The sequence below is a fragment of the Streptococcus sp. Marseille-Q8145 genome (genome assembly GCF_965112035.1).
The window spans coordinates 344556-360390 of record NZ_CBCOPQ010000003.1; the positions used below are offsets into that span (position 1 = coordinate 344556).

Sequence of the window (15835 nt, forward strand, 5' to 3'; positions counted from 1 at the left end):
AATGTGTTATAATAAAACGATATATGAAAAGAGGTATTTATGGACATTTCAGAAATTCGTCAAAAGATTGACGCAAATCGTGAAAAATTAGCTTCTTTCAGGGGGTCTCTTTGACTTAGAAGGTCTGGAAGAAGAAATTGCCATCTTAGAAAATAAGATGACAGAACCTGACTTTTGGGACGACAACATTGCAGCCCAGAAGACATCTCAAGAGCTCAATGAACTCAAGCAAACCTATGAAAATTTCCATCAGATGACCGAGCTTTTTGATGAATCGGAAATCTTGCTTGATTTTCTAGCTGAGGACGACTCGGTTCAGGAAGAGCTGGAAGAAAAGTTGACCGAGCTTGAGAAAATGATGACCAGCTATGAGATGACTCTCTTGCTGTCAGAGCCTTATGATAATAACAACGCCATTCTTGAAATTCACCCAGGTTCTGGTGGAACAGAGGCTCAAGATTGGGGCGATATGCTGCTGCGGATGTACACGCGCTACGGCAATGCCAAGGGCTTCAAAGTAGAGGTCTTGGACTATCAAGCTGGAGATGAAGCAGGCATTAAGTCGGTGACCCTTTCATTTGAAGGACCGCACGCTTATGGTTTGCTCAAGTCAGAAATGGGAGTCCACCGTTTGGTTCGGATTTCGCCATTTGACTCGGCGAAACGCCGTCATACTTCCTTTACCTCAGTAGAGGTTATGCCACAGTTGGACGATACTATTGAGGTAGAGGTCCGTGATGATGACATCAAGATGGATACTTTCCGTTCAGGTGGAGCCGGCGGACAGAACGTCAATAAGGTATCAACTGGTGTGCGATTGACCCATATTCCGACAGGAATTGTCGTACAGTCTACCGTTGACCGAACCCAGTATGGAAACCGTGACCGAGCTATGAAAATGCTGCAGGCTAAGCTCTATCAGTTGGAGCAAGAGAAAAAAGCGGCAGAAGTCGATTCGCTTAAGGGAGATAAGAAAGAAATCTCTTGGGGCAGTCAGATTCGCTCTTACGTTTTTACTCCATACACAATGGTCAAAGACCATCGAACCAGCTATGAAGTAGCTCAGGTGGATAAGGTCATGGACGGAGATTTAGATGGCTTTATTGATGCCTATTTAAAATGGAGACTCAACTAAAAACAGAGTGAAATCACTAGATGAAAACTCTGATGAAAGGAATTGTACTAATTCATGTCAATGATTGAAATGAAAGACGTTGTTAAAAAGTATGACAACGGGACAACTGCTCTACGTGGTGTATCTATACGTATAGAACCAGGTGAATTTGCCTATATTGTAGGACCATCAGGAGCAGGTAAATCAACCTTTATTCGACTCCTCTATCGTGAAATTAAAATCGATAAAGGAAACCTTGCTGTAGCAGGTTTTAACTTGGGAAAAATCAAGAAACGGGATATTCCAATGCTACGCCGTAGAGTCGGTGTGGTTTTCCAAGACTATAAACTACTTCCTAAAAAGACCGTTTATGAGAATATTGCCTATGCTATGGAAGTTATCGGTGAGCATCGTAGAAATATTAAGAAACGCGTCATGGAAGTTTTGGATCTGGTTGGCCTTAAGCACAAGGTCCGTTCCTTCCCTAATGAGTTGTCAGGGGGGGAACAGCAACGGATCGCAATTGCGCGTGCCATTGTTAACAATCCTCAGGTCTTGATTGCTGACGAGCCGACTGGTAACTTGGACCCAGATAATTCATGGGAAATCATGAATTTGCTGGAGCGTATTAACCTGCAAGGAACTACAGTCCTGATGGCGACTCACAATAGTCAGATTGTAAATACCCTACGTCACCGCGTTATTGCTATTGAAAATGGCCGTGTGGTACGTGATGAAGCGGAAGGAGTATACGGATACGATGATTAGAAGATTTTTTCGTCATTTGATTGAGTCGCTTAAGAGTCTTACGCGGAATGGTTGGATGACTGTAGCGGCTGTCAGCTCGGTTATGATTACCTTGAGCTTAGTAGCTGTTTTTGCTTCAGTAATTTTAAATACAGCCAAGTTGGCAAATGATGTTTCCAATAATGTCCGCGTTATGGTATACATGCGTAAGGATGTTTTCGATAATAGCGAAACGATTGTAAAAGAAGGCAAAACAGTTCAGAATGAAGACTATCACAAGGTCTATGATGCTCTGACTTCTATGAAAAATGTAGAGAAGGTTACTTTTTCTAGTAACAAAGAGCAGTATAATAAGCTGACAGAGACCATGGGTAGTGAGTGGGATGTTTTTGATGAAGAAAATAATCCTCTTTACGATGCTTATATTGTTGAGACCAAGGCACCTAAGTATGTAGAATCTGTTACAAAAGATGCTCGTAAAATTGAAGGTGTATCAGAGGTTCAAAATGGGGGTACTAATACCAAAAATCTCTTTGCGTTTTCTAATTTCATCCAAACGTGGGGATTGATTGGGACAGCGCTTCTGATTTTCATTGCTATCCTTCTCATTTCCAATACTATTCGGATTACCATTATTTCCCGAAGTCGTGAGATTCAAATTATGCGCTTGGTTGGTGCCAAGAATAGCTATATCCGCGGACCATTCCTGTTTGAAGGAGCATGGATAGGCTTGTTAGGAGCAACAGTTCCGTCAATTGTAGTGTATTTGGCATATGGTATAGCCTACCAGACTATGAATAAGAGCTTGGTAGGTCAAGGACTTTCTATGATTGATCCGAAACTCTTTAGTCCGATTATGATAGCAACACTCTTTGTGTTGGGAATTCTTATCGGATCATTGGGATCTATCATCTCTATGAGACGCTTCTTGAAGTTTTAATAAAAAAAACAGCCTACAAAGGCTGTTCAGATTGAAAACAAACATCATTTGGTGTTTGTTTTTTTATTGCACTAACAAATTGGAGAGAGGGGCAAGGAGTAAAGTAGCATAATTTTATTCATACAAATTACTACTATCGCTTTGTTTTCGATAGGCCGAGGCTGACTATAATGAGGGTAAAAAAGAATGCAGACAGGAGGCCTTTTGTGGTACTGTTTAGAAAAGGCTTGTCAAAAACATAAAAATTATAAGCAGAAAAACCTAATCCAAGGAGAGTTAGTATAGCTGAAATAGCCAGCAGAATTAATAAAATTTTTCTTTTATCCATCATGAAGACCATCCTTTGTTTTCTATGAACTAAGTATATCATAATAAGCAAAAAGCGAAAAGACATGGAAGTCAGATTGTAGAGCCTATTTCCTGACTTTTTCTAAAAGCCCTTTTTTCATTCTTACATTGAAACAGTTATTTACTATATAAAAAAACGAGGCAGTCTTGTTATCTGCCTCACTATCAGTTTATTGGAAAAATGGATTGAAATTCTTTTCGTGACCAATCGTTGTGTCATTTCCATGGCCGGGATAGACACGATAGTCTTTGGGCAAGACAAATAACTCTTCGCGGATGCCAGCAAGGAGCTGGTCCATATTACCAGTTGGTAGATCTGTTCTGCCGATGGTTTCACGGAAGAGAGCATCACCAGTCAGAACGACCTGATCTTCTGGGAAAATAATGGAAACTCCTCCGATAGAATGACCAGGTGTCTGAACCGCGTAGAAATGAAAGTCGTCCAGTTGGTAGTCTTGGTGATAGGTGAAATAATGTTCGGCAGGTCTGAGAATGACGTCTTCCAAATCTGCATGGCGGTCAAGACCTGAAAGATTATCAGTAGGAGTATAGAGCCAGCTTGCTTCGCTCTCCGCTACATAGACGGGCGGATTGGCAAAGTTATCTCGGACCTTATCCAGACTCATAATATGATCGTAATGCGTATGAGTCAGCAAAATAGCTGTGATGGGCTTAGCGATTTCTTCTAGCTTGCGTTGGATCTTTCGCCAGTCGCTGCCGGGATCAACTACGATGACATGACGGTCATTTTCAAGGAGATAAGTGTTTTCAAAGGCGATGAGATTGACAATTTTGTGAACTTTCATTGGGCTTCCTCTGTGTATGTTTTCTCAATAAAGAGTGTAACAAAAAAGCAGAAATTTTGCACAAAATTTATTTTGAGGCTCAGCTTATTTTCAGATGTCTCAGGCTGGCATTTGTGATATAATCATAGCAGTATGACACAATCGAACTATAAATATGCTGTCATCGACTTGGAGGCTACAAGTGCGAACAGCAATGCAAAAATTATTCAAATCGGCATTGTCATCATTGAAAACGGGGTGATTTGCCAAACGTATGAAACAGATGTGAATCCGCATGAGGATCTGGATGAGCATATTAAACAGCTGACAGGATTGGATGATCAGCGCTTGCGTCAAGCTCCGGATTTCTCACAGGTTGCCCGTGAAGTTTACGAGCTGATTGAGGATGCGATTTTTGTCGCCCATAATGTCAAGTTTGATGCCAATTTATTGGCAGAAGCTCTCTTTTGGGAAGGCTTTGACCTGCTGACTCCAAGAGTAGATACGGTGGAACTAGCTCAGGTTTTTTATCCGACTTTTGATAAATATGCCTTGGGGAACCTGTGCGAACTTCTGGAAATTCCTCTGGAAAATGCTCATACTGCTTTAGCAGATGCTCAGGCGACAGCTCAGTTATTTCTAAAAATCCAGGAAAAGATAGCTGGACTGCCAAAAACTTTGCTGGAGAAGGTGCTGGAATTTTCCGATAGTCTTATCTATGAGTCGCGGCTAGCGATCGAAGAGATTTTTCAGTCGATGCCAGAGGATTCTGGTCAGGATTTGCAGGAGACGCATGGCATCTTTTTGAAAAAGCCGAGAATTCTGCCGCCTGGAAAGAAACTTTCGCAGGACTTTCTGACCAACCTTTATCTGCTAGGGCTGGACGAGCGCCCTGACCAGCTGAGATTTGCGCAATATGTGACTGAGGCGCTTAGTCAGACTGCCGCTAGCTTTTTGGAGGCCCAGACAGGACTTGGCAAGACCTTTGGCTATTTATTGCCCATTTTGGCTCATGGTCAGGATAGAGTCCTGGTGACCGTTCCGACGAAGATTTTACAGGATCAGCTGATGCAAAAGGAAGGCCGACTCTTAGAGGAAGTCTTTCATATCTCCTTCCATAATCTCAAAAGTCCAGAAAACTATCTGAAATTAGATTATTTTTATCAAAGTCTATTGGTCTTGGATGATAATCGACTTGTTAATCGTTGCAAAATGCAGCTTTTGGTTTGGCTGACAGAGACGGAGACGGGTGATTTAAATGAAATCGGTCAGGCTTATCGTTTTGAGTCTTATTTTAGCCAGATACGCCATGATGGGAAATTAATCAAACATTCTCTCTTTTATGAAGAGGATTTTTGGCGACTGGGGCAGGTCAAGGCGGCTAGCAGTCGTGTCGTGATTACCAATCATGCTTATCTTTTGACGCGCCTAGAAGATGACCAGTCTTTGCTGGACAATCGGATGTTGGTGGTGGACGAGGCTCAGAAAATGTTTTTTGCTTTGGAAAGTTTTTCGCAGGCCAGTATCAATTTGACCAAGCAATTGCAAACTATCAGTCAAGCTCTACAGACAGAAAAACGGATTTTACAAGAACGCCTCTTGCAAAGCATCCAATTTGAACTGGCAGATGCTGCCGAAAAGCATCGGGGCAAGACCAGTGAATTGGATTCCAAGAAGATAGCCAAGCTGCGTCAGGATGTGTCTGAACTGGATGAGAACTTGCTGCCAGAGCTCAGGGAATTGTTTTCAACCAAGTACCAATACTACTGGCTAACGGAAGAACAATTTGCAGATCATCGGGTGACAAGGCTTCATGCCGGGCGCTCAGAACTGATGAGATTTAAGGATTTCCTGCCTGAGACAGTTAAGGTGATCTTGGTTTCTTCTACTTTGGAGATTAGTTCCAAGGTAAATTTACCTCAGTTACTAGGCTTTGAGGATTATCATTTTTATAAACTTCCTCAGCAAAAAAGGCCCCTGCAGAAACTTTTCTTAGATCTAGATTTTCCAGATGTGGTGGAGTTATCAACGCAGGAATATGCTGAGAGGATTGTCGCAAGTTTGGAGAGATTAGCTCCACTGGATTTGCCGATGGTGGTTCTCTTTACCTCCAAGGATTTATTGCTGGCCACTTCAGACCAGCTGACCTTGCCGCATTTGGCCCAGTATAAGAATGGCGAGCCAGCCAATATCAAGCGGCGCTTTGACAAGGGAGAGGCACCCATCTTGCTAGGAGCAGGCAGTTTCTGGGAAGGAGCGGATTTTGCTCAGCAAGAGCAAATCATTCAGCTCATCACGCGGATTCCTTTTGATAATCCCAAAGATTTCTTTGTGCAAAAAATCAATCATCATCTGAAGGCAGAAGGCAAAAATCCTTTTTACGATTATCAGTTGCCGTCAGCTATTTTACGATTGAAGCAGGCTATGGGGCGAACCCGTCGCAATGAACATCAGAAGTCGGCGGTTATTCTTCTAGATAAGCGTATTTCAACCAAGCGCTACGGTCGGCAGATCCAGCAAAATCTAAATCAGCTGGCATCTCTAGAAATGCTGTCGCAGCGGGATATTGTAAAGGAATTAAAAGAATTTTTCGACTAAAACTGCTTGAAAACAGTCAATTTTATCTGGCTGTTTTTCTAAATGATTGCAAATTTTCTCGGCTACTGATGCCAAAAATCTGCTATAATGAAAAGAATAGGAAGAAGGTTATGACGTGAAAAAGAATCTACCAGGAATTGCTCTATCGTTTGCGATAGCCGCTGTTTCCATTTGTTTAGGAAATTGGTTTCCGCTGATTGGATCCAGTGTGTTTGCCATCGTTTTAGGAATTTTGCTCAGTAATTTATGGAAACTTCCAGTTGTCTTTCAGCCGGGCTTGACCTATTCAGGAAAGAAACTACTTCAATATTCTATTATCTTTTTAGGTTTTTCCATGTCTATCGGCAAGGTCTCTGCAACGGGCTTGTCCTCTCTGAAGATTAGTATTTTAACTATTTTAATTGCTTTCTTGGCGGCCTATGCAGCTGGGAAGTTCTTCAAGATGAGACGTGTTTTAACCATTTTGATTGGCTTTGGAACGGCAATTTGTGGTGGTTCAGCTATTGCAGCAGCTTCGCCTATTTTAGAAGCGGAAGAAGAGGATATTGCTCTTTCCATTTCAACCATCTTCTTTTTCAATATTTTAGCTGTTTTTATCTTTCCTTTTCTGGGGCATCTCATGCAAATGTCTGATGCCTATTTTGGGACTTGGGCAGGGACGGCTATCAATGATACTTCGTCAGTCGTTGCGGCAGGTTATACTTACAGTCAAGCAGCGGGAGATTTGGCAACTATTGTCAAACTAAGCAGAGCCTTGATGATTGTACCCGCCTGCCTCATCTTTGCTGGCTATCGATATGTCCGAGATAAGCGATCAGCGCAAAAAGTAGACTTGAAGAAGATTTTTCCATGGTTTATTTTGTGGTTTGTCTTGGCTTCTGTAGTGAGCAGTTTGGGAATTTTCCCATCAAATCTAGTTCCTTACACAAAGCTGTTGTCCCAATGGTTGATGGCTATGGCCTTAGCAGGAATTGGAGCTAAGGTCTCTTTCAAACAGTTCAGGGAGGCTGGAGCGGGACCTTTATTGACTGGAGCTTTTGCTTGGTTCTGCGTCGCAGTCTCTAGCTTGATTATCCAATATTTTTTGTAAGAAAGGAGAATTATGCCTTCACAGCAAAGAACATTTGAGTCTCGGATTGATTACAGCTTGCTTTTACCTGTCTTGCTCTTACTATCGATCGGAGTTACGGCTATTTATATAGCGGTTAGCCATGATTATCCAAATAATGTCTTGCAGATTGTTGGTCAGCAAGTAGTTTGGATTTTATTAGGCTTTCTGATTAGCTTTATCGTTATGTTTTTTAACACTAAATTTCTTTGGAAGATGACGCCTTTTCTGTATGTTCTAGGCTTAGGACTTATGATTCTTCCGCTTGTATTTTATAGTGAGAGCTTAGTGGCTTCTACAGGGGCAAAAAACTGGGTATCTATTCGCGGTGTTACTCTCTTTCAGCCATCTGAATTTATGAAAATCTCATATATTTTGATGCTGTCACGAGTTGTAGTGAAGTTCCTGCAGCAAAATAAGAACTATGAGCGAACCATTGCTTTAGATCTCTTTTTGATTGTAAAATTAGCATTATATACCTTGCCGGTTTTGTTGCTTTTGGCTTTGCAGAGTGATTTGGGGACAGCTCTAGTATTTGCTGCGATTTACTGCGGTATTGTCCTTTTATCTGGTGTTTCGTGGAAGATTATTCTACCGGTTTTCTTGACAGTATCCCTTCTTTTTACTGTCTTTATGTTGATCTTTATTTCAAATGGTGGCCGCGCTTTTCTCCATGGTTTAGGGATGCCGACTTACCAGATCAATCGGATCTCAGCCTGGCTCCATCCGTTTGAATATGCTCAGACAGTAACCTATCAGCAGGCACAAGGACAGATTGCTATTGGAAGTGGAGGTTTGTTAGGTCAAGGATTTAATGTCTCAAATCTGCTAGTACCTGTCCGTGAAAGTGATATGATTTTCACCGTGATTGCAGAGGATTTTGGTTTTCTTGGTTCGAGTTTGGTGATTGTTATTTATCTGTTCTTGATTCATCGTATGCTTCAGATTACTATTAAGTCCAACAATCAGTTCTACACCTATATCTCGACCGGTCTCATTATGATGCTGCTCTTTCATATTTTTGAAAATATTGGTGCTGTGACAGGGATTTTGCCTTTGACAGGGATTCCACTCCCCTTCATTTCCCAAGGGGGGTCCTCCATCGTCAGCAATCTCATCGGAATCGGTCTCCTACTGTCTGTCTCTTATCAAAATAGCTTAGAAGAGGAGAAGCATGCGGTGACTCCGCCTGTTCGTAAAAAAATTGTACTTAGAAAAATAAAATAAGAAGTGGATACCTTGTATCCTAGAAAGGTGTTTTACATGAAAAAAGTAGCTCTCATGTTAGCCAATGGCTTTGAAGAAATTGAAGCCCTCACTGTTGTCGATGTCTTGCGTCGTGCAGGCTTTATCTGCGATATGATTGGTTTTGAGGAGGCTGTGACAGGTTCTCATCAGATCACTGTCAAAGCCGATCAAGTCTGGAATGGGAATCTATCTGCTTATGATATGGTCGTTCTTCCAGGCGGTATGCCAGGATCAACAAATCTGCGTGATGATGACCGCCTGATGGAAGTTCTACAGGAATTTCAAGCAGAAGATAAATTTGTCGCAGCTATCTGTGCGGCTCCGATTGCTCTTGATCGCGCAGGGCTCCTGAATGGCAAGAACTTCACTTGCTACGATGGAGTGGAAGCAAACATCGAGAACGGTAGCTATCAGAAGCAGACCGTTGTCGTAGATGGAAAGCTAATCACCAGCCGTGGTCCATCCACAGCCCTGCCTTTTGCCTATGAGTTGGTTCACCAGCTAGGCGGAGATGCGGACCAATTGGCAAGTTCTATGCTTTTTAAAGACGTTTTTGAGAACTAAAAGATTCACTCGATTTTCGGGTGAATTTTTTCTGTCTAAGTTGGATGAAAAATCGATGAAAATATGCTATTTCATCATAAATAAAAGCCCTTTTTTTCAAAAAATATGATATAATAAAGGGTATGAATTATCAAGATTACATCTGGGATTTGGGTGGGACTCTCTTGGATAATTATGAGACTTCAACCGCAGCTTTTGTCCATACCTTGCAGGACTTTGGTCTGACTGCGAGTCATGATGAAGTTTATAAGGCTCTTAAGGTCTCAACAGAGTATGCAGTCCGCCAGTTTGCCCCTGGAAATAAGGAATTTTTAAAGGCTTATAAGGCGAATGAGGCCAAGGAATTAGAACATCCGATCTTGTTTGAGGGAGCTTCAGAATTATTAGCACAAATTATCCAGCAGGGTGGCAGAAATTTTTTGATTTCTCACCGAGATGATCAGGTGTTGGAGATTTTGCAGAAGACGCAGATCAGTGCTTATTTTACAGAAGTAGTGACAGCTACTAATGGTTTTAAACGCAAGCCAGACCCTGAGTCTATGCTGTATTTAAAAGATAAATACCAGATTGAGTCTGGTCTGGTTATAGGAGATCGACCGATTGATATCGAAGCTGGTCAGGCGGCAGGATTTAGCTGCTATCTCTTTGATAATATGAGAAATCTTGAAGAATTTGTAGATATTGAACTAGAAAAGGAATAACATGACAGAAGAAAAGCAACAAGACATACAAGCGCAAGAATATGACGCCAGTCAGATTCAGGTCTTGGAGGGCTTAGAAGCCGTTCGGATGCGCCCTGGTATGTATATCGGTTCGACCTCCAAGGAAGGTTTACACCACTTAGTATGGGAAATTGTTGACAACTCGATTGATGAAGCCTTGGCTGGCTTTGCCACTCACATTCAAGTCTTTATTGAAAAAGATAATTCGATTACAGTTGTTGACGATGGTCGAGGCATTCCCGTTGACATTCAGGAGAAAACAGGCCGCCCGGCTGTAGAAACCGTCTTTACTGTCCTTCACGCTGGAGGAAAATTCGGCGGTGGTGGCTACAAGGTCTCAGGAGGTCTGCACGGTGTAGGCTCTTCCGTTGTAAATGCCCTGTCCACTCAGCTGGATGTCCGCGTTTATAAAAACGGTCAGATTCATTACCAAGAATACCGTCGAGGTCATGTAGTCGCGGATCTAGAAGTCATCGGTGAGACCGATCGTACAGGTACGACCGTTCACTTTACGCCAGATCCAGAGATTTTCACTGAAACAGTAGAATTTGACTTTGAGAAGCTTAATAAACGGGTGCAGGAATTAGCTTTCCTTAATCGTGGTCTCAGAATTTCCATCACTGATAAGCGAGATGGAATGGAGCAGGTCAAGGATTACCACTATGAGGGCGGGATTGCCAGCTATGTTCAATACATCAATGAAAACAAGGATGTTATCTTTGATACGCCGATTTACACTGATGGCGAAATGGACGACATTACGGTTGAAGTGGCTATGCAGTACACGACTGGCTATCATGAAACAGTCATGAGCTTTGCTAATAACATCCATACCCATGAGGGTGGAACGCATGAGCAAGGTTTCCGGACTGCCCTGACCCGGGTCATCAATGACTATGCTAAGAAAAACAAGCTTCTCAAAGAAAACGAAGACAATCTGACTGGGGAGGATGTGCGTGAGGGACTGACAGCAGTTATCTCTGTTAAGCACCCCAACCCTCAGTTTGAAGGTCAGACCAAGACCAAGCTGGGCAATAGTGAAGTAGTCAAGATTACCAATCGCCTCTTCAGTGAAGCCTTCTCTGATTTCCTTTTGGAAAATCCTGCGGTGGCTCGAAAAATCGTTGAAAAGGGAATTTTGGCTTCTAAGGCCAGAATTGCTGCTAAGCGAGCTCGGGAAGTAACCCGCAAGAAGTCTGGTTTGGAAATCTCTAATCTGCCAGGAAAATTGGCTGATTGCTCGTCCAACAACCCACAGGAAACAGAACTCTTCATCGTGGAGGGAGACTCAGCGGGTGGTTCAGCTAAGTCTGGGCGTAACCGTGAATTTCAGGCTATTTTGCCGATTCGCGGTAAGATTCTCAACGTTGAAAAAGCCAGCATGGATAAGATTTTGGCTAATGAAGAAATCCGCAGTCTCTTTACTGCTATGGGAACTGGTTTTGGGGCTGACTTTGATGTTAGCAAGGCTCGCTATCATAAATTAGTCATCATGACTGATGCGGATGTGGATGGAGCTCACATTCGGACTTTGCTCTTGACTTTGATTTACCGTTACATGAAGCCGGTTCTGGAAGCAGGCTATGTCTACATCGCCCAACCACCTATCTATGGTGTCAAGGTCGGTAGCGAGGTAAAAGAATACATCCAGCCAGGTGCAAATCAAGAAGAAGAACTGCAAGCTGCTCTCGAGCGCTATAGCGAAGGTCGCTCTAAACCGACGATTCAGCGCTACAAAGGTTTGGGAGAAATGGATGACCATCAGTTGTGGGAAACGACCATGAATCCAGAACACCGTCTAATGGCGCGAGTTTCTGTCGATGACGCAGCAGAAGCTGATAAGATTTTTGATATGCTGATGGGAGATCGTGTAGAGCCTCGTCGTGACTTTATCGAAAAAAATGCAGTATATAGCACACTTGATGTCTAATAAGTTAGAAAAAGCAACCATTACAAATGAATTTGTGATATAATCAATATGTTTGCTTTTTAGTAAAAGAATGAAGGAGTTTTATATGTCTAATGGACTGATTATTCTCATTATTGTAGTAGCAGCACTATTAATTTTAGGCTATTTTACTGCTATCTATATGAGAAAACGAAATGAAGCGAAGCTTCGAAGTTTGGAGGAGAAAAAAGAGGAGCTTTACAATCTTCCCGTGAATGATGAAGTGGAAGAAGTTAAAAATTTACATTTGATTGGGCAAAGTCAAGTAACTTTCCGTGAATGGAATCAAAAATGGGTAGATCTCTCTTTAAATTCATTTGCTGATATTGAGAACAATCTCTTTGAGGCAGAGGGCTACAATAATTCTTTCCGTTTCCTCAAAGCCAAGCATGCGATCGAAAACATTGAAAGCCAAATTGATTTAATCAGTGAAGATATTCATGCGATTCGTCAAGCTTTAGAAGATCTTAAAAAACAAGAATCTAAAAATAGCGGACGGGTTTTACATGCCCTAGATCTATTTGAAAATTTGCAGCATACTGTGGCTAGCAATCCTGACGCTTATGGACGAGCTCTTGCAGAAATTCAGAAGCAAATGGAAAATATTGAGTCTGATTTCTCTCAATTTGTTACTCTCAATTCTTCAGGGGATCCTGTGGAAGCGGCAGAAATCTTAGACAAAACAGAAGATCGTATCTTAGCATTGACACAGATCGTCGAAAAAGTTCCAGCAATTGTAGAAGACTTGACTGAGAAATTACCAGATCAATTAGAAGATTTGGAGTCTGGCTACCGCAAATTATTGGAAACCAATTATCATTTTATTGAGACTGACTTAGAGGCGCGTTTCCAACAACTTCGTGCTAGTTTGAAACGAAATGAAGAAAATCTTGTGGCTTTGGAGTTGGATAATGCCTTGTATGAGAATGAACAAATTCAAGAGGAAATCGATGCTCTGTATGCCATCTTTACTCGAGAGATTGAGGCTCATAAAGTCGTTGAGAAGTTGGTGAACTACCTTCCTGACTATTTAGAACACACTAAAGAGAATAACCAACAGCTTCAAAGCGAAATGGAACGTTTATCACATTCCTTCTTGCTGCCAGAGCCTGAAATAAATCATATCAAGGATTTGAAATCTGAATTATCTGCTCAAGAAGCAGTGGTTCACTCTTCACTTGAAGATACAGCTGAAATGAAGAAACCTTTCTCATTGGTTAGAGAAGAGTTGGAAGCTATTCAAGACCGATTGAAAGAAATCGAAGATGAACAGATTGAACTTGGTGAGCAACTAGAAAAGATCGAAAAAGACGATGTCAATGCCCGTCAAAAAGTTACGATTTACGCCAATAAATTGCATACGATTAAGCGATTTATGGAAAAACGTAATTTACCGGGTATTCCAGAGTCCTTCTTAACAATTTTCTTTGGAGCAAGTGACTATATTGAGGAGCTGGCTAGAGAGTTGGAAGCAACTCGTGTGAATATCGAATCTGTTAACCGCTGGTTAGAGATTCTGGCAAATACAATGAATGAATTAGAAGAAGAGACATATCGCATCGTTCGAAATTCTACCTTAACAGAGCAGTTGCTACAATACTCTAACCGTTATCGTTCCTTCGATGATAATGTGCAGGCAGCCTTCAATGAATCCCTTCATGCCTTTGAAGTTGAATTTGACTATGCAAAATCTTTGGAAATTATTTCAAAAGCCTTGGATATTGTTGAGCCTGGAGTTTCAGCTCGTTTTATCAATTCATATGAAAAAACACGCGAAAATATTCGCTTCTAAGAAAGTTCCTTCGGGAACTTTTTTCTTTGCGATCTTGCTTGTTTTGCGATTAAAAATCCTGTATAATACAACAAATCACAGAAAATATGAGGTGAGTAGATGAGTCAGGTCACAGGTTTATTGGTTATGGATGTAGATAGCACTCTTATTATGGAAGAGGGCATTGATTTGCTGGGCGAGGAAGCTGGAGTTGGGCAGCAAGTGGCTGCTATCACTGAGCGAGCTATGCGCGGGGAATTAGATTTCGAGGCTGCGTTACGGGAGAGGGTTTCACTTTTGGCGGGACTTCCGGAAACTATCTTTTCTCAAATAGCTGATAAGATTCATTTCACGCCTGGTGCTAAAAAATTAGTAGATGAGCTGCATGCGCGTGGCTACAAGGTTGGCTTGGTTTCAGGTGGTTTTCATGAAACGGTGGATAGACTGGCTGAAGAGCTAGGAATTGACTATGTAAAGGCCAATCGCTTAGAAATCAAGAATGGCTTGCTTACAGGTCATGTGTTGGGAGACATTGTTAGCAAAGATACTAAAGTTCAGATGCTGAAAGAATGGGCTCAAGAAAACAATTTGGAATTAAATCAAACCATTGCTATGGGGGATGGCGCCAATGATTTGCCCATGATTCAAACGGCAGGTATTGGAATTGCTTTTAATGCCAAGCCAATTGTAAGAGAGCAAGCGCCCTATCAAATCAATGTTTATGATCTCTATCAAGTAATGGATATTTTAGATGGGAAGGAAAAATAGGAGGCATGATGCATATCTTGTTAGCACCAGATTCTTTTAAGGAAAGTTTGTCTGCTGTTCAAGTAGCAGAAGCCTTGAAAGAAGGTTTTTCCCAAGCATTGCCAGAGGCGACTTTTGACTTGCTGCCTATTGGAGATGGCGGCGAAGGGACTGTGGCTGCCTTGATTTCTGCTATGAAGCTAAAAGAGTTTCGTTATTGGGTAACTGGACCTTTCGGCCAGCCAGTCGAAATGAAATATGCAAGACAAGACCAGCTCGCTCTCTTTGAAATGGCAGATTTAGTGGGACTGGCTTTAATTCCTAAGGAAAAACGCAATCCTCTAGGATTGGAAACTAGAGGTCTGGGGGAGCTGATTCGTCATTTGGCTGAAAATGGAGTCAGGAAGATTCTAGTCGGTGTTGGCGGCTCGGCAACGAATGATGGTGGAATCGGTATGGCAGCTGGTCTGGGCTATGACTTTTTTGATGAAAACAATCATCGACTGCGACCTGTCGGTTCCTCTCTAGGGAGAGTTGCCCGAATTTCTGCGGAACGTGTTCCAACTTTCCTGAATAATATTGACATCGAAATTTTGACAGATGTGTCCAATCCTTTATGTGGACAGCAGGGAGCGACTCAGGTCTTTGGACGACAGAAAGGCTTGTCTGAATGGCTTCTTTCATCTGTCGATCAGGAAATGAGGGAGTTCTATAAACTGACCAATCCGCAGATTTTCACCCAAGCTGGTGCTGGTGCAGGAGGGGGCATGGCAGCGGGACTAGTCACATTTGCCAAGGGGAAAGTCGTGTCAGGAATTGATACCTGCCTGGATTTGCTGGATTTTGACAGTAGGGTTAAAGAAGCGGACTTGGTTGTTGTTGGTGAGGGGCGCATGGATAAGCAGTCTTTGGCGGGAAAGGCTCCAGTTGGGGTAGCAAGGCGGACACCAAAAGAGATTCCTGTTCTTGCGATTTGTGGCAGTTTAGCTGATGATTTGCCTCCATTTCCTAGGGAGAATATCCATGCAGCTTTTCCCATTATCTCGCAAGTGGTGGATTTGGACGTAACCTTAGCTCAAGCGAGGGAAAATATGGTTCGTACAGCTCGCAATATTGGCAACCTATTAGCCATCAAAAAAAGAGAGTGGGATAGAAATCGGTAATTCGTTAGAATTCGATTTCGTCGTCCCACCTC

The 15835-nt window shown here is 42.2% G+C and carries 14 protein-coding genes; 12 read left to right on the forward strand and 2 right to left on the reverse strand.

Annotation, left to right across the window (positions count from 1 at the left end):
- The first annotated feature begins 39 nt into the window (after positions 1-39).
- From prfB to ftsX, 3 genes are all read left to right on the forward strand, one after another.
- Positions 40-1135 (forward strand): peptide chain release factor 2 gene (gene prfB / locus ACWPVL_RS07985; protein ID WP_454388145.1). Its coding sequence is split into 2 segments (ribosomal slippage): positions 40-111 and positions 113-1135, totalling 1095 coding nucleotides; the frame shifts between segments, so codons are not numbered across the junction.
- Positions 1136-1189: 54 nt separating this feature from the next.
- Positions 1190-1882, forward strand: a complete 693-nt coding sequence (ftsE, locus tag ACWPVL_RS07990; protein WP_125371075.1) for a cell division ATP-binding protein FtsE — start codon at positions 1190-1192, stop codon at positions 1880-1882.
- A complete protein-coding gene (gene ftsX, locus ACWPVL_RS07995; protein WP_454388147.1) occupies positions 1875-2801 on the forward strand; it encodes a permease-like cell division protein FtsX in 927 nt (308 codons plus the stop codon). Before ftsE ends, ftsX begins: the two co-directional genes overlap by 8 nt.
- A gap of 133 nt (positions 2802-2934) precedes the next feature.
- On the opposite strand, the gene ACWPVL_RS08000 is transcribed toward ftsX, so the two are convergent.
- Both ACWPVL_RS08000 and ACWPVL_RS08005 read right to left on the reverse strand, forming a co-directional pair.
- Positions 2935-3132 (reverse strand): hypothetical protein, encoded by a 198-nt coding sequence (locus ACWPVL_RS08000; RefSeq protein WP_125389886.1) that lies wholly within the window; start codon positions 3130-3132, stop codon positions 2935-2937.
- Between the two features lie 187 nt (positions 3133-3319).
- Complete coding sequence (locus ACWPVL_RS08005; RefSeq protein ID WP_005589702.1) at positions 3320-3955, reverse strand: MBL fold metallo-hydrolase; 636 nt, start codon at positions 3953-3955, stop codon at positions 3320-3322.
- A gap of 132 nt (positions 3956-4087) precedes the next feature.
- Here ACWPVL_RS08005 and ACWPVL_RS08010 point away from each other — a divergent pair, with 132 nt between their 5' ends.
- The 9 genes from ACWPVL_RS08010 to ACWPVL_RS08050 all read left to right on the forward strand — a co-directional run bounded on the left by ACWPVL_RS08010 (position 4088) and on the right by ACWPVL_RS08050 (position 15803).
- Positions 4088-6532: a bifunctional DnaQ family exonuclease/ATP-dependent helicase gene (locus ACWPVL_RS08010; protein ID WP_454388150.1), complete on the forward strand. Its 2445-nt coding sequence runs from the start codon at positions 4088-4090 to the stop codon at positions 6530-6532.
- A gap of 115 nt (positions 6533-6647) precedes the next feature.
- Positions 6648-7622: a YeiH family protein gene (locus tag ACWPVL_RS08015; RefSeq protein WP_454388152.1), complete on the forward strand. Its 975-nt coding sequence runs from the start codon at positions 6648-6650 to the stop codon at positions 7620-7622.
- A 12-nt stretch (positions 7623-7634) separates the two neighbouring features.
- The gene (locus ACWPVL_RS08020) at positions 7635-8867 is read left to right on the forward strand and encodes an FtsW/RodA/SpoVE family cell cycle protein (RefSeq protein WP_454388154.1); all 1233 of its coding nucleotides are present in this window, start codon (positions 7635-7637) and stop codon (positions 8865-8867) included.
- 36 nt (positions 8868-8903) lie between these two features.
- The gene (locus tag ACWPVL_RS08025) at positions 8904-9452 is read left to right on the forward strand and encodes a DJ-1 family glyoxalase III (protein ID WP_125389890.1); all 549 of its coding nucleotides are present in this window, start codon (positions 8904-8906) and stop codon (positions 9450-9452) included.
- A 122-nt stretch (positions 9453-9574) separates the two neighbouring features.
- Entirely contained in the window at positions 9575-10153 is a 579-nt protein-coding gene (locus ACWPVL_RS08030) for an HAD-IA family hydrolase (RefSeq protein ID WP_454388156.1), read from the forward strand.
- 1 nt (position 10154) lies between these two features.
- On the forward strand, positions 10155-12104 hold the full coding sequence (gene gyrB / locus ACWPVL_RS08035) for a DNA topoisomerase (ATP-hydrolyzing) subunit B (RefSeq protein WP_314481813.1): 1950 nt from the start codon (positions 10155-10157) through the stop codon (positions 12102-12104).
- Between the two features lie 85 nt (positions 12105-12189).
- Complete coding sequence (gene ezrA, locus ACWPVL_RS08040; protein WP_454388158.1) at positions 12190-13914, forward strand: septation ring formation regulator EzrA; 1725 nt, start codon at positions 12190-12192, stop codon at positions 13912-13914.
- Positions 13915-14013: 99 nt separating this feature from the next.
- The gene (gene serB, locus ACWPVL_RS08045) at positions 14014-14661 is read left to right on the forward strand and encodes a phosphoserine phosphatase SerB (protein WP_454388160.1); all 648 of its coding nucleotides are present in this window, start codon (positions 14014-14016) and stop codon (positions 14659-14661) included.
- Positions 14662-14669: 8 nt separating this feature from the next.
- Positions 14670-15803, forward strand: coding sequence for a glycerate kinase family protein (locus ACWPVL_RS08050; RefSeq protein ID WP_454388218.1), 1134 nt, complete (start codon positions 14670-14672; stop codon positions 15801-15803).
- The last annotated feature ends 32 nt before the right edge of the window (positions 15804-15835 follow it).